Genomic DNA, 14,876 nt, shown 5'->3' on the forward strand with positions numbered 1-14,876 from the left:
TGGCAGACATGCCCTCCTGTCTCGGGGGTGGGGAACACAGAATAAAGAAAATAGCGAGCTCGTATTTTTCCTAACTGCCCCGTGGAGGTTCGACTCCTTCTCCTACAGCAGGTTATTTTGGGTTTATTGTTAATTGACTAAAGCTATGAGATTTTGTTTCATAGCTTTTTTTTTGTTAATGCGGAGACCTGTTACTAGCTGAGTAAACTTTCTTATTTCTTGATCGTGTTTTTTTGTAAAGAAGGTTGAATTCCAGTCTGACTTATGGGTTTTGTGTTGCTCGTTGAATTTTTCAAATCTGCATGTATTGAATTTACCTTGTTTTACAATTACTCAAAATCTTATCTCCTTGCGCAAGGAAAGTGATCTAGGATAGCGGTAAGTGCTTGGTTTTGCTTCTTTTGGATTTTTGTTAAGTTTTCAAGTTTTAGGTATGGATGTTAAGGGTTGATTAAGGGCTGGGGCTGAAGTTCTTCTTTATGCTGGGTTTTTGTATTTTGGATTGTTGGGTATGTTGTTCTGGTGCTGTTGGCTGCGTTGGGTTGCGGTTTGTTTAAATTATGATAGGGTTAAAAATTAATGTTTTATAATTGTAAATAGGTGTTTTAATTAAAAATAGGGTTTAAAAATAGGTTAGATTTATAAAAAATATGTTAAAAACCGAAAAATAGGTTTAATTTTAAACTAACATCGACTTCGTTTTTGCTGATCTATTAATATAATCCCAAATCCAAGTCCATGTATTAACGAATAGTTAATTTTACTACCTTGTAATTTAATTTAGTGTAAAAAAATAGTTAATTCGTTATTATAATTTTAATATATTAATCTTTTTCTTACCTTTGACATATCAGACAAAGACAAACGGTCTCTGGTCAATTAAAAGTTAAGAAGTAACGATTTAATTGACGGTATATACTGTAGGGTGATGAAACTGGCAGACATGCCCTCCTATCTCGGGGGTGGAGGAATTGGGAAAAAGCAAATATAGAGCTCATATTTAGCCTAACTACTCCATGGAGGTTCGATTCCTTCTCCTACAGCAGGTTATTTTGGGTTTATTGTTAATTGACTAAAGCTATGAAATTTTATTTCATAGCTTTTTTGCTTTTTGGGCTTTTCTATTCAAAAAGAGTGAATAGAATGTATGCTTCTCGAAAGAAGTTGCAATGGTTTACTTCTATTGCCTAGAGCAAAGTGCATAAACCCTCTATTCCTGCTTAGGACTAAGGCGGGTGCCACAGCGTCTGCAAAACACAGCATCCAAACTGTGACTCTGTAAATTGCAGGCTTTACATGTTTTTATGTTTGGGTGGGCTTTAATTTCTTCTGCATTCCTCGCAGAAACCAATTCAGAAGTGACAATTCCAGTTGGAACTGCTATAATCGCATAACCAATCAGCATAATAATTGAGGCCATAAATTGGCCAAGATCAGTAGCGGGTGCTATATCACCGTAGCCAACAGTAGTAAGTGTAACTATGGCCCAATACATGGATCTTGGGATAGAGGTAAAGCCACTTTCCGGACCTTCGATAATGTACATTACAGATCCCATTACCAAAACAATGGTCAAAACCGATCCTACGAAAATCTGTATTTTCGCCTTGCTGTGTTTCAGTGCTTCTGTTAAACGAGAAGCTTCCTTAATGTATTCGGGTAATTTAAGTATCCTTAATATCCTTAAAAAACGCAGGGCTCTTATGACTGTCAGGTATTGAGTTTGCAATAAGAATAGACTTAGATAGGTAGGGAGTATGGCCAGTAAATCTACGATTCCATAAAAACTGAAAACATAGCCGGTTTTATTGTTTCCCAGCCAGATCCTAAGGAAATATTCTATGGTGAAAATAATCGTAAAAGCCCATTCCAGCCAATACAAGATCCTCCCGTAATTTTCACGAATGTCTTGAACGGAGTCCAGTATGACGATTACAACACTCAGTAAAATTAAAACCAATAAAACCAGATCAAAGGCTTTGGAGGCACGATCATCCGATTCATAAACAATATGAGCCAGTCTTTTTTTTGAAGGAAGAGATATCATAAATTATTGGCTTATAAGCTAATTTATCAATAGCTGAATTGTACAGGTATTTTTCCGGGCAGTAAATTTACAATAAATCTGTCTATAATTTGGCAGTGTATTTCCAGACTAGAAAAATGTGGTGTACCTGTAAAGCGAATTACCAGCCACCACCGCCGCCGCCTCCGCCACCACCTCCGGCGCTTCCTCCTCCTCCACTGCCTGAAGAACTACCTGGAGGGCTGGTAGAATTGGCAATAGCTGATCCAAAGGTACTGCTCAGGTCACTGGAAAATGCGGCTAGGGATCCGGCAGTAAATGCTGATCCAGTATACCAGATAGGACGGTAGGAGGACCTGTTTCGATACTCCTCCCCTAATCCAGTCAGGCTTTTTTCAAAGGCTTTGCCCCAGGCTTCTCCAACTTCAAGTGCGATGGCATAAGGTAGGAATTTTTCAAAAACCTCAGGAGTGACACCGGGAGGGTTATAGGTCTCCAACAAGGGTTTTTCTGCTGCATTGAGGTACATTCTGAAACCTTCGATTTCATCCATTAGTTTTCTTCCTTTTACTGTAGGCGCTTTCATCAAACTGATAAATACAACATTGGTCAGCCCTATTAGTAGAAAAAGGAAAAGAAAGCCAAACGCTGGCTTAATATTGAATTGAATAATTAGGAAAACAGGAACGCCAATAAGTATCGCTAGAATAAGGCTTTCAATAATTACTGTGCTTCTTTTTACATGTCCTTTGTCCATGTATTCCATATAGGTCATGAAGATTTTCCCTAAGAAAATCAGAAGTAAGACACAATACACCAAGCCAAAGATGAGCAGTGTTTTTTCTGCTTCTAATAATAAAGGAATGGTGTATTTAATAGCAAGCGCCAAGATTAGTATAGAAAGGATGAAACCTGGAACTACCCAGGTGTAATTGTTCTTGAAGTGCGAGCCATGAAGTCTGCTGTATAAATCCTTTTGCAAAGCACGCATTGCCCCTCCGATTTTCTTGTGTTCTTTTTGCTCAAGGCTTATTCTTTCTTCACCCAAGGGGAAAAGTGAATTCATTATTTTTTTATAACCAGGGTTTAAATTGCCTTCTTTTGTTTGTATTTTTTCGAGGGTGAATTTTTTCTTTTTTTCTTCTATGATTTTTACCCATCCTTTAGTGGCCAATTCTACAATTCCTGCAAGGTAAGTTTGGCTGTCGAAATTCATTTTATACAAGTACCTCATGGAAGCGGCATCTAATCCTTCTGGAGGATCAAACATAGGGTAAATGCCTCCCTTATGTGGGTCGCGGCCCACTTTGTTCCAGGAATAAAAATAATAAGTCAATACAAGGAGGAGGCCTATGGCAAGTATGAAAATCCCTGCATTGTCTCTAAAGAAGGCATTGGTTTTCTCTGCTTGGCTAGGTGCAGGGATGAGCCCTTTTTGCCAGGATACGGCAAGAGTTAGTGCCTCTTTGGCTAAAAGGGGTTCATTTGTTTTAACGTAAAGGGAATTTTCAGCTTCTTTTTCTAATGTACAGGAGCAAGAAGATGCCCCCGATTTTCCTGAATATGCAGCATACTGCCCTATAATTCCACCAGAAGGAAGGTTGATCTGAGCACTTGCTTCAAGTATAGTAAAGTCCCACTCTGGACCAATCGCATTCCAATACAACTCGTCAAATTCCTTGAAAAAACCTATTTGACGATCAGTTTTGTAAGAAATTGAATAGGAATAAATACCAGGGGCTAGTAAGGTGTTTTCATCACCAATTCTGATAACATCATAATCTCCCTGCCGTATTACTTTATAAGGTTCATCATTGCCATCCTTTTTTACCGAGAGCACTTTCAAGCCTACACTTACTTGGTTGTTGTACCGGTCTCTGTATCTAACGGGGAAACTTCTGAATATCCCTCTTTTTATATCGTAACCATTGCTTCTGACAGTGATGTCTTCAGTAACATTTAAGGACCCATCAGGTTGAACATTGATCTCACTATGGTATTTGAGGATCTCTTCCTGATCTTGTGCCAGAAGACTAAAGCTGCCGGATAGCAGTATCATTATAAAGACTAAACAATACCTATGCATCTTATTCAAAATTTAATTCAGGTAGAGTCCGATCATTTGAATCAGAAAGTGTGAAAAACTCAAGTTTTGTAAAGCCAAAGATATTGGCAATAATATTGGAAGGTATAGATTCAACTTTAATGTTGAATTCCCTAACTGTTCCATTGTAATATCTTCTTGATTTTTGAAGATAATCTTCAATTTCAGAGAGTTGCTGTTGTAGTTTTAGGAAGTTTTTATCTGCTTTTAGTTCTGGGTAAGCTTCGGCCACAACCATTAGTTTTTTTAATGATTTTCCTAGATCAGCAGCTGATTTTGATGTTTCGGACATCGATTGTTTCGGTATAACTTGATTTCTAAGCGCAGTTATTTCCTCTAGAAGCTGCTCTTCGTGTTTGGCATATCCCTTTACGGTAGTGACCAGATTGGGGACCAAGTCTGCTCGTCGCTTTAGTTGCACGTCTATTCCGCTCCATCCTTCGCTAGTATTGTTACGTAGGCGAATGAGCTTATTGTAGGTTAAAAGCGTGAAGGCAAGTAAAATGCCAATTGCCACTATGGCTATTGTCATAATTTAGTAGGTTATCTTGAATAAAGTTTAATTGCAAAGGAAAGCCTAAGCTTGTCGATTGCCTATTTCAGGTTAAAGTAATAATAATTAATCAATTCTTTCGGTTTGTTAATTAAAATAGTGGACCATTATTCGATTTGCTTTCAGTGGTGGTTAACCTTGCTAGGTTATTGGTTCATAAAATGATATAGCTCGCCAAGGATTCACCAATACGGATTTTTGTATAAAAACTTACTAGCATACTTTGTCCTCCGAGAAGAACTATTTCTTGTGTTCATTTATGGATATTAAATTGAATTTGTAGTACCTGCTTACTTGGCGTCAAAAGCAAAATGAAATATACGTTTCTAGCTCATTTAATTATGATTAAAATCATGTGTTAAATCCTCTTGTCAAACTAACGAAATACCGCTTCCAACAATGCTCTTTTAGCCGTTTTGAATCAGTCGATTACTAAATTGATTGTTCTTTTGTATTCATTATCAATTTATTAGGTCCATTAAGAGGGGGCTTTGGATGTTTTGTGAATATATAGGTGCTAATTTTAAGACTAAAATGATTTTTTAAGGAATTTAAGCTTTTAATTAGAAGATTGGTTAAATTTGGTAAAGTTATTTTTACCTTAATCCAATTAGAATATGGACTTAAATTTATTTAGACAGCTAAGAGAAAATTACGAAAAGTTTATTTTCAATGCAGAAAAGGGAATAAATGGTGACAAGGCCAAGGAACAAACCCGTTCTATCTTTTTTGACAGAAAGACCATCGAGGAGCTATTGGCAAAAACCGACGAAAAGGAAGGTGGTTTGAAAATCTACCTTGGTATGTATGACAAGGAAACTGTAAAAGTGAGGGGAGAAAAAGAGGATACTGAGGATTACATAGGGAAGTTAACCTTGATCCTAGCCGCTTCAAATGACAATTCCAGCACTACAGACGACTCCTGGATTAGGAATGGCGGGAAAATTTGTCCCCCTGATTGTAAAATGTAATTTAAATTAACAATGGCAGTTTTATCATGACTTTTTATGTTTACATTTCTTGTATTGTAATTGGCTTATTACTGTCATTGTTCTTTTATTATTTTAAGAAGAAGTATAAACTGCATGAAAGGTCACATGCTTTTATTTTGTTCCTTATTGTTTATGTGTTAAGTTTTGAGCTATATGCCTATTTTTTAGTGGAGCAAGGAGAAAAGAATGTGCTTGTTTATAACGTGTTTTTTGTTATTGGAGAAACCATATTGATATTGATTTACCTGGGGTCTTTAATTGAGGCTAAAAGAATTAAAAGAAATTTAAAATATTTCATTCTGTTTTTCATTGCTTGGGCAGTATTTAACACTTTATTTATTCAGTCTCCAATAGTGATTTTTCAGCAGTATACGCATTTGTTGGGGAGTTTGGGTATAGTTATTTTTTGTTGTTATTTGATGTTTAGCGTTTTTATGGCAGAAAAAAATGAAGACGCACATTTACTTAGTTTACCTCAGTTTTGGAACATTGCAGCAATTCTTCTTTTCTATTCTGCCAGTTTTATTTACTTTGGTTCTTTGAATATGCTGTGGACTCTTGATACTTATTATATTACCATTCTCGCTTCATTGAACAGGATTTTTGCGGCAACTTTGTACCTTATTTTTGGTTTCTCCTATTATTCACCTTTGATTTTTTCCCCGAAAAGTGATTGAAGACGATTCTTTACAAACCTTTTTTGCTATTCTTACAGGTGTGGTGCTTATGGTTATTATGGCAGCATTTATCATTGCCATAGTCATCGTTCATAGGCAGAGACAGATTAAAAACAGGCATAAAATTCAAATTATCAAAGCTGATTTCAAGAATACAATTTTGAATGCTGAAAAGGAAATTAGGGAACATACCCTTCAGTATGTCAGTCAAGAGTTACATGACAATATTGGTCAGTTATTGTCTTTGACAAAATTGGTGCTAAATAATCCAGACCCGGCCTCTGTTTATGAAGGCAAAAAGTTGATCAATCAAATTATAAAAGAGGTCCGTAGCCTTTCTCGATCAATCAACAAGGATTATATCAACGATGTGAAGTTTGAAGAATTTCTTGAAGAAGAGCTTGGGAAAATTCAGAAAAGTGGTTTTTGCGAAGTGTCTTTTCAAAAAGAAGGTAACCCAATAGTATTCGTTGAAAGTGATAAAAAGCTTGTTCTTATCCGCTTGGTTCAGGAATGCCTGAACAATGCCATAAAACATGCTTCACCAACATTGATTTCGATTACAATTATAAATAAAGAAAATAGATTAATATTAGGCATTAAAGACGATGGAGATGGCTTTGACATGACAACCGTTTCTCAGGGGTTGGGACTGAGGAATATCCATTCCAGAGTCGAGGCTATTGGAGGTAAAGTGAAGATTGATTCAAGTATAGGTAAGGGGACGGAGATAGAAATAGAATTGGAAAATGACGAACATAACTAAGATATTACTAGCAGACGATCATAAATTATTTGCAGCTGGAATAGAAAGATTACTTACAAATGAGCCCGATTTTAGTGTAGAAAAAGTTGTGCATAATGGCAAGGAAGCATTGGCCGCATTGGAAGCAAATAGGGTTGATTTGGTTATTACCGACATGAACATGCCTGGGCTCAATGGCCTTGATATTCTAAACCATATTAAGAAAAAGAGATGGAAAGTAAAAACGATTGTCCTTTCCATGTATGATGATGAAGAAATCTTTAAGAAGTGTATTAAACAAGGTGTAAATGCTTATGTACTTAAGAATGCAGATCCTGAAGAGTTGATATATACCATTCGTGAGGTGATGGAAGACAGGTACCTGGCCAATTTTGACCATGTGTTAAATCAAGCAGAGGAGGGAGATGAGTTTGAGCAATATGACCATTTTAAAGCCACATTTAAACTTTCCAAAAGAGAATTGGAGATTTTAAAGTGGATTGTGAAAGGGAAAACCAATAAGGAAATTGCCAGTGAATTGTATCTAAGCATTTACACTGTAGAGACCCACCGAAAACATCTTCATCAAAAATTAAACGTTTCTTCAGTTACAGAGCTCGTAAAAAAAGCCTTGGATATGGGCATATAGAATCCCCTTATCTTGGCTTCTTGTATGGTCAATAATACTTGGACAATGGTAGGATGTTTATTTTTCAGTTCTGTAAGAATTGAGTTTTAGATCTTAGCTCAAATCCCATACTTATGATTTGAATTTTGCAATAGGGGTAATTCCTCCTTTGGTTTTCTGGTCAATGTCTACCAATATTTCAGCGTCTAAAGGGACGAAGACATCCACTCTTGATCCAAACTTAATGAAACCAAATTCATTGCCTTGAGCCATAGGATCACCTTCTTTTACATACCATTTGATTCTTCTTGCCATGGCCCCTGCAATTTGGCGCATCATTAGTTGTATACCATTGGGATGTTCTATTACCAGTGATGTTCGTTCATTCTCAGTGCTGGATTTAGGATGCCAGGCTACGAGGTATTTTCCAGGATGGTATTTGAAATATTTTAGGATGCCATTAATCGGAGATCTGTTGACATGAACATTTATGGGAGACATAAATATAGATATCTGAATTCTATCTTCCTTAAGGTATTCCTCCTCCATTGTTTTTTCGATTACTACGACCTTACCATCAGCAGGTGCATAGATCAATTCAGGGTCGTTTGGAATAGGGATTGATGGGTTTCTGAAGAATTGTAAAACGGTCAAATATAGAATTATGCTACCAATTAGCACCAAGTTAATGACTAGTTCTTCTAAAGGGATTAAATAATTGATAGCAAAGTTGATTCCTGCCAAAACAATTAACATCCAAAATAATAATGATCTTCCTTCTTTATGAATGGTCATAATGGTTTAGCCTTAAGTTTCCCGATTTTATTAAATAGATCCCAAGGAATAAAATCCCTCTCGATACTTTCTAAAGTACAATATTAGGACTTTTTAGAGTAATTATTAAAATATTTTTAAAAATGCAACAATAAAAGGAGTAGAAAGTAATAAACCATCAAAACGATCCATAAAGCCTCCGTGTCCAGGTAATCCTTTGCCTGAGTCTTTTATTGCAATACTTCTTTTAAAAAGGGATTCGATAAGATCTCCATAAGTGCCTGCAATAATTATAATGGTCATGATGCAAAACCATTGCCATTCTGGTAATACAGTGAAATTTTTGGAGATAAAGTAAGTGACAATAATGGCTGAAAAAGCACCCCCAAGGCTTCCTTCCCAAGATTTTTTAGGCGAGACCCTTTCGAATAACTTTGTTTTACCAAATTTCGTACCTGCGAAATAGGCGCCGGAATCGCTGGCCCATAACATCAGTAAGGAGCCGATGATGATTTCAAAATGAAAGGTATTGTCTACAGAAAATGCGGCTACTGTCAGTAATGAAAAGGGAAGGGCCACATAGAATATTCCTAAAATAGTGTAGGCAATCCCTGTAAAGGGTTTTTTATCTGTTTTCTTATAGAGCTTGATAAAAAAGATCATGGAAACAAGCGGGAATACCAAAAAGTAATAGGCTATAGGTATGATTTTCATTTCTTCCAAAAAAGTAAAACTAAAAACCAAAAGACCTATAAAGGTCCCAAAACTTTTAAGTGGTAGCATACCGTCCAATCCACAAAGTTTATAAAATTCCATCTGAGTAAATGCCAAAATTATAGCAAAGACGATAAAATAGGACCATTCACTAAATACAGTACTGGTGATGATGATAATGGTCCCTAAAATGGCTGTTATTACCCTTTGGGCCAGATTACTATAATTACTTATACTAAAACGAGATTTCATTTTCCACTATTTTTAATGCCTGCTGGGCTTGCTCCTCTAGAACCATTACTTCAATGTTTCCATGGATTTTATAAACCGGGTCTTTTTTATTGACAATGACCGCAGTGATACCTTTTTCTTCAAGAACTCCCTTTACTATTTCAGCCCTTATTGGGGTGCTGGATTCGAATATTTTGTGCCAATTACTCATAGACCTGGTTTTTATTTGATTTAATAAACAAATTCCAACAGAAAAGAAATATTACAAGACCTGCAATTACATATTCCCAATACAAAGTGTCAGCGTCCTCTAAATCAAATTCCATCAAACCAAGTTTGTTGAAATAAACCAAGGTAACTGTTAAAGTATTGTTCAGTATATGGGCTACCATTGGGTAAAGCAGAGAGCCAGAATACAGGTACAAGTAACCAAATAGCGCCCCAAGCATTAGCCTGGGGAGAAAGCCGTAAAACTGAAAATGAATGGCGGAGAAAATGAATGCAGTGATCCATACTCCCCAATGCGCATTGCCAGTGTATTGGTGCATTTTAGGTTGCACTATTCCCCTAAATAAATACTCTTCGCCAATTCCGGCCAAAAGCCCTATAACCAATATTCCCAATAGAAATTCACCCACACTTTCAAAGTCCGTAAGGTATTTTGTCAATTCCATCAATTGGTCTTCCTTGGCTCTGAAGGCAGCTTCCAAACCACTTAGGGCTTCAGGGAATTCAATGTTCATATTTAAATAAACCAATAAGGAGTTGAATAGCACAAAGCCAAAGAGCAATGGCAATACAATCCATAATCCATTAAATTTTAAAGGGTCAAGTTGTAAATCCAGTCTAAGGGTTTTTCTATCCACAAAACGGACAAAAATCCAGCCTCCAATAAAAAAACCTAGACCTCCTCCCAGTCCTTGAATAAAAAGAAAGGCCAACCTGGCATTAGGATGATCCAGGGAAGCGCTTAATAGGTAAGGCAATTGGTCAAAGGAGATTCCGAAGAGTATAGGCAATAAGCCTAAGGCCATGGTTTGAAGAATGGCAAGGGATCCAAATACGATTAAAACCAAAACAGTAAAGGAAAGCAACCAATGTTGCTTGATAGAATGTCCTGGCCGATTTTCATAAATTTCCATATTAAGAGTAAATTTACAGTAAATAGCGTGCACCACAAGATACTTTTGTTTTTTGGAAATAAAATAATTTACTCAAAATGAAAGACAATGATGGCAATGTTATTGATATTCAACTAAAAACAGTCATTTTTGCAAAAAAAAATAAGCGTGTGATTAAAATTGGGGATTTAAATTTAGGGGAGTTTCCGCTGCTATTGGCTCCTATGGAGGATGTTAGTGATCCGCCATTTAGAGCTGTCTGTAAAAGCAATGGGGCAGATTTGATGTATACTGAATTCATTAGCTCTGAAGGATTGATAAGAGATGCAGCCAAATCCGTTCAAAAATTAGATGTATATGATTATGAACGGCCAATAGGCATTCAAATATTTGGCAATGAAATTTCCTCCATGAGAGAGGCAGCAGCTATTGCTGAAGAAGCAGGACCAGATATATTAGATATTAACTATGGCTGCCCAGTGAATAAGGTGGCTTGTAAAGGTGCCGGAGCCGGCATTTTATTGGACATAGACAAAATGGTAGCCATGACAGCCGAAATCGTCAAGGCTGTAAAAATACCCGTAACGGTAAAAACCAGACTCGGCTGGGATGAGAATACCATAAGGATCAATGAAGTGACGGAACGCTTGCAAGATGTAGGCATTCAGGCGATCAGTATACATGCCCGTACCAGAAAACAAATGTACAAAGGGGAGGCAGATTGGTCCTATTTGGCAGAAATTAAAAAGAATAGCAGGATTAAAATTCCGGTTTTTGGAAATGGAGACATAGACAGTCCGGAGAAGGCCAAAGCGTATAAAGAAAAATATGGTGTGGACGGTCTGATGATCGGCAGAGCAGCCATAGGTTATCCTTGGATATTCAATGAAATCAAGCATTTTATGGCTACTGGGAATTTTTTGGATGCTCCAGATATGGAGGAAAGGGTAAAAGTAGCACGAAAACACCTTGATTTTTCTGTTGAGTGGAAAGGAGAAAAGTTAGGCGTCCTGGAGATGAGAAGGCATTACACCAATTATTTTAGAGGGATACCCCATTTCAAACCTTACCGTACAGCTTTGGTGACAACAGATGATTATTCTGAAGTCAATGAAATCCTTGAAGATATTTCCAGGGTCTTTGTAGATGAAGTGCTTTGAAGAAATGTTGGCTAAAAGGAAGCATTAGGGATTTCAAATATATAGAGAAGTGTCTGGACCAATAAAGATTCAAAACCAGAACTTGAAGCATTGGGCAATGTTACTTTTGCTGGCTTTGGTTTGGGGAAGCTCATTTATTTTAATCAAAAAGGGTTTGGTGGTTTTCTCTCCAGGTGAGGTCGGTGCTTTTAGGATCGTTACGGCTGCCCTGGTCTTATTGCCTTTGGGGATTCCTAAAGTAAAATTGCTTAACAGAAGGCAAATGGCCTATCTTTTTTGTATAGGTTTTTTAGGGAGTTTTATTCCTGCCTTTTTATTTGCTACAGCACAAACCCAACTTTCCAGCTCTCTAGCAGGAGTGATCAATGCCCTCACGCCCTTGATGGTGATGGTGATTGGGGCCCTGCTTTTTAAGACGAAAATTTCCAGACAAAATGCTATAGGTTTGGTAATTGCGCTAATGGGAGTCTGTCTTTTGGTACTTGCAGGAAACTCCGGTAAGCTGGATGTTTTCTCAGGCTTTAACCTTTATGGACTACTGATAGTCCTTGCCTCCATTTGTTACGGGTTCAACGTAAATATTATCAAGTTTAAAATCAAGGAAATAAACCCAACAATGATCACTGCCATATCCTTGATGATGGTGTTGCCTATAGCTTCCCTTTACTTGTTTGGGTTCACGAGTTTTTCATTCAAGCTGGTCCATGTGGAGGGTGCATGGCTGGCTGCAGGTTACATTACATTTCTTGGTGCCGTAGGAACAGCCTTGGCCCTGATCCTATTTAATTCAATTGTAAAGCTTGTAACACCGGTTTTTGCCAGTTCTGTCACCTATATTATCCCATTGGTTGCGATTTTTTGGGGAGTTTTGGATGGAGAGACTTTGTTTCCTTTTCATTATTTGGGCATATTTGCTGTAGTGGTCGGTGTGTGGATCGGAAATCGAAAAGCTAAAGCCACTGAATGAATAGCAGGAAAGGCTGGATTATTTTAATTTTTAAACAATTCTTGTTTCCAGAGTGAAATAATATGTTCGATAATTTCTTAAACTTAGACATTGACCCAGAATTAAGAAACAGGGTTCTGCAAACGGTGCTGATTGGGTTCGTGATGTGGCTGATCAATAAGATCTCCCTAAAACTGATATACAGGGGTGATGCTGTGGAGCTAAGGCGTCAGTACCATTACCGTAAGTTTATTGAATACACTTCTTTTATTATTGGCATTCTGATTATTGGAAACCTATGGATCGGTAATTTTCACTCTATCACTACCTTTCTAGGACTGTTGTCTGCTGGTATAGCCATTGCCTTAAAGGATATTTTTGTAAACATTGCCGGCTGGGCATTTATATACCTGCGCAAGCCTTTTGATGTTGGCGACAGAATCCAAATTGGGGAAGTGCAGGGAGATGTCATTGACCTTCGGCTTTTTCAGTTTTCATTGCTGGAGATTGGGAACTGGGTAGATGCAGACCAGAGTACAGGGCGTGTCATTCATGTGCCCAATGGAAAGGTTTTTATGGATGCTCAGGCAAATTATTCTACAGGTTTTAATTATATCTGGAATGAGCAAAGGATTTATATAACCTTAAGAAGTGATTTTAAAAAAGCCAAGGGTATTTTACTTAATATCTTGAACGAGCATCTGCATGAGGACCTGAAAAAGGCTGAAAAGGTCTTTAAAAAAGCCAAACAAGAGCATCTGATTGTCTACAAGCAATTTACCCCGATGATTTTTACTAAGATTACCGAAAGAGGCGTTCAGCTTTCTATGCGTTATCTCTGTGATCCAAAAAAGCGAAGGATGTTTGAGCATGCAATTACGGAAAGTATATTGGAGCAACTAGGGCCAGAGGACAATATCAGGCTTGCTTATCCTACTTCTACAATCTTAATGCATCAGGACAAAGTCCATCCCGAAAATAACCCTAAGAGGTAACTTTTATTATACGCTACGATGCTTATAATGGGTTTATGCTTAGCTTTTTAGAGATTAATATTTTAGCCAATTCGTAAGCAATTCCTCCCACCAAGAAAATAAAGGCTTCTTCAAAAAAGGGGCCTTTAAAGCTAATCCATAAAAACAATGCTATGGTATGAACCATCCAGAAACTTCTGTTATTTTCTGAAATCCTTTCTGTTATCGCCAATAAAAAAATTGCTCCAGTTGCATACAATAAGGCTATTCCAAAAATTGATTGCAGCTCATTTCTAGAAAGCTCTATTGCAATTAAAATAAGCAGATTGAGAATTGTTAGCAATTTCCAAAAAGGCTTATCTACCTTACCTCCCAAAATATTCCCCAAAATCAATATTGCTAAATGAATACGGATAAAAAGGGCATCAAAAATACCATAGTACAGGCTTATTGTTAGAAAAACAATGGAAATAAGTAATAAGTGCAGAAGTGTTTTTCTACCTGTAAAGGGATGGTCATCTAAAAAATAATCTATTATGGCGATTAATGAAAAGTGGATCATCTGCCAGAAAATTAATTTTAAAGGGATCATTTCATTAATTTCTCTATAATAGAGAGCCAGTACCAATAACGTCTGGAAAAAAAAATTAATCTTTCTTTTGGATAGATCTGAGGTAAAAAATAACCTATTCATTATATAAATTTTGACAATTTCAGAATAAAGAAAAAATGCTTTATTCAACTAAAATTATTACTAGGAAATAAGAAATTTCTAATCTATAAAATTAATTTCAGAGAAAAAAACGATTGAGTGTAAGTATCGACCTAAAAGGTTTTTTAGTTTAAAAATTGGAATCTGGAAAGTAACAATGGGTATTTACATTTATTTTATGGTCGTATAATTAAAAGTACATTTAGATTATCTAGGGATTGGTTCGAAGATATAGGTAGCTATTAAGAAAGAAATCACCGACAGCACAAAGCCGAACATAAAGATATTGTAGCATTTTCTGAGCAAGAAATACTTTTTAGAAAGGACGATTCCTAAATAATAGATGTCAGTAATCATACTGTCGTAGAGGTAGGTCCCACAATGCTATTAAGTTAAGGAAAAAATGGCCTCTTGAGACAAAATAAGCCGATTTTCCTTATGAAAACCGGCCTACTTTAGTTAAATTATGTTGTCTTAAACATATAGCTATGAAGGTACAAAATACCAACCAAAACACGA

The 14,876-nt window shown here is 36.7% G+C and carries 16 protein-coding genes; 7 read left to right on the plus strand and 9 right to left on the minus strand.

What is annotated here, in order from left to right:
- Positions 1–1,210 precede the first annotated feature (1,210 nt).
- The 3 genes from AC13EX_RS14245 to AC13EX_RS14255 all read right to left on the minus strand — a co-directional run bounded on the left by AC13EX_RS14245 (position 1,211) and on the right by AC13EX_RS14255 (position 4,662).
- Positions 1,211–2,047: an ion transporter gene (locus tag AC13EX_RS14245; protein ID WP_482893191.1), complete on the minus strand. Its 837-nt coding sequence runs from the start codon at positions 2,045–2,047 to the stop codon at positions 1,211–1,213.
- A gap of 139 nt (positions 2,048–2,186) precedes the next feature.
- On the minus strand, positions 2,187–4,085 hold the full coding sequence (locus AC13EX_RS14250; RefSeq protein ID WP_482893192.1) for a DUF2207 domain-containing protein: 1,899 nt from the start codon (positions 4,083–4,085) through the stop codon (positions 2,187–2,189).
- Positions 4,086–4,113: 28 nt separating this feature from the next.
- On the minus strand, positions 4,114–4,662 hold the full coding sequence (locus AC13EX_RS14255; protein WP_482893193.1) for a LemA family protein: 549 nt from the start codon (positions 4,660–4,662) through the stop codon (positions 4,114–4,116).
- 638 nt (positions 4,663–5,300) lie between these two features.
- On the opposite strand from AC13EX_RS14255, the gene AC13EX_RS14260 reads away from it, so the two are divergent.
- The 4 genes from AC13EX_RS14260 to AC13EX_RS14275 are packed head-to-tail and all read left to right on the plus strand — an operon-like array spanning position 5,301 to position 7,746.
- On the plus strand, positions 5,301–5,654 hold the full coding sequence (locus AC13EX_RS14260) for a hypothetical protein (protein ID WP_482893194.1): 354 nt from the start codon (positions 5,301–5,303) through the stop codon (positions 5,652–5,654).
- A 26-nt stretch (positions 5,655–5,680) separates the two neighbouring features.
- Positions 5,681–6,352, plus strand: coding sequence for a hypothetical protein (locus AC13EX_RS14265; RefSeq protein WP_482893195.1), 672 nt, complete (start codon positions 5,681–5,683; stop codon positions 6,350–6,352).
- Complete coding sequence (locus tag AC13EX_RS14270) at positions 6,345–7,118, plus strand: sensor histidine kinase (RefSeq protein ID WP_240477937.1); 774 nt, start codon at positions 6,345–6,347, stop codon at positions 7,116–7,118. Before AC13EX_RS14265 ends, AC13EX_RS14270 begins: the two co-directional genes overlap by 8 nt.
- Positions 7,102–7,746: a response regulator transcription factor gene (locus AC13EX_RS14275; protein WP_048641185.1), complete on the plus strand. Its 645-nt coding sequence runs from the start codon at positions 7,102–7,104 to the stop codon at positions 7,744–7,746. The genes AC13EX_RS14270 and AC13EX_RS14275 overlap by 17 nt, the downstream gene beginning before the upstream one ends.
- Positions 7,747–7,857: 111 nt before the next feature.
- Here AC13EX_RS14275 and AC13EX_RS14280 read toward each other — a convergent pair whose 3' ends face one another.
- From AC13EX_RS14280 to AC13EX_RS14295, 4 genes are all read right to left on the minus strand, one after another.
- Positions 7,858–8,520, minus strand: coding sequence for a phosphatidylserine decarboxylase family protein (locus AC13EX_RS14280; protein WP_482893196.1), 663 nt, complete (start codon positions 8,518–8,520; stop codon positions 7,858–7,860).
- Positions 8,521–8,625: 105 nt separating this feature from the next.
- Positions 8,626–9,465: a phosphatidate cytidylyltransferase gene (locus tag AC13EX_RS14285; RefSeq protein WP_048641183.1), complete on the minus strand. Its 840-nt coding sequence runs from the start codon at positions 9,463–9,465 to the stop codon at positions 8,626–8,628.
- Entirely contained in the window at positions 9,449–9,655 is a 207-nt protein-coding gene (locus tag AC13EX_RS14290; RefSeq protein ID WP_048641182.1) for a putative signal transducing protein, read from the minus strand. The genes AC13EX_RS14285 and AC13EX_RS14290 overlap by 17 nt, the downstream gene beginning before the upstream one ends.
- The gene (locus tag AC13EX_RS14295) at positions 9,648–10,586 is read right to left on the minus strand and encodes a CPBP family intramembrane glutamic endopeptidase (RefSeq protein WP_339717503.1); all 939 of its coding nucleotides are present in this window, start codon (positions 10,584–10,586) and stop codon (positions 9,648–9,650) included. Before AC13EX_RS14295 ends, AC13EX_RS14290 begins: the two co-directional genes overlap by 8 nt.
- A gap of 149 nt (positions 10,587–10,735) precedes the next feature.
- On the opposite strand from AC13EX_RS14295, the gene dusB reads away from it, so the two are divergent.
- From dusB to AC13EX_RS14310, 3 genes are all read left to right on the plus strand, one after another.
- The gene (gene dusB, locus AC13EX_RS14300; protein ID WP_482893199.1) at positions 10,736–11,725 is read left to right on the plus strand and encodes a tRNA dihydrouridine synthase DusB; all 990 of its coding nucleotides are present in this window, start codon (positions 10,736–10,738) and stop codon (positions 11,723–11,725) included.
- Positions 11,726–11,822: 97 nt separating this feature from the next.
- On the plus strand, positions 11,823–12,692 hold the full coding sequence (locus tag AC13EX_RS14305; protein ID WP_482893200.1) for a DMT family transporter: 870 nt from the start codon (positions 11,823–11,825) through the stop codon (positions 12,690–12,692).
- 62 nt (positions 12,693–12,754) lie between these two features.
- On the plus strand, positions 12,755–13,666 hold the full coding sequence (locus AC13EX_RS14310; protein WP_048641179.1) for a mechanosensitive ion channel family protein: 912 nt from the start codon (positions 12,755–12,757) through the stop codon (positions 13,664–13,666).
- Between the two features lie 22 nt (positions 13,667–13,688).
- Here AC13EX_RS14310 and AC13EX_RS14315 read toward each other — a convergent pair whose 3' ends face one another.
- On the minus strand, positions 13,689–14,339 hold the full coding sequence (locus AC13EX_RS14315; RefSeq protein ID WP_482893197.1) for a hypothetical protein: 651 nt from the start codon (positions 14,337–14,339) through the stop codon (positions 13,689–13,691).
- A 225-nt stretch (positions 14,340–14,564) separates the two neighbouring features.
- A complete protein-coding gene (locus AC13EX_RS14320) occupies positions 14,565–14,714 on the minus strand; it encodes a hypothetical protein (RefSeq protein ID WP_482893198.1) in 150 nt (49 codons plus the stop codon).
- Positions 14,715–14,876: the final 162 nt, after the last annotated feature.

This window comes from Cyclobacterium sp. L-R (assembly GCF_056859355.1).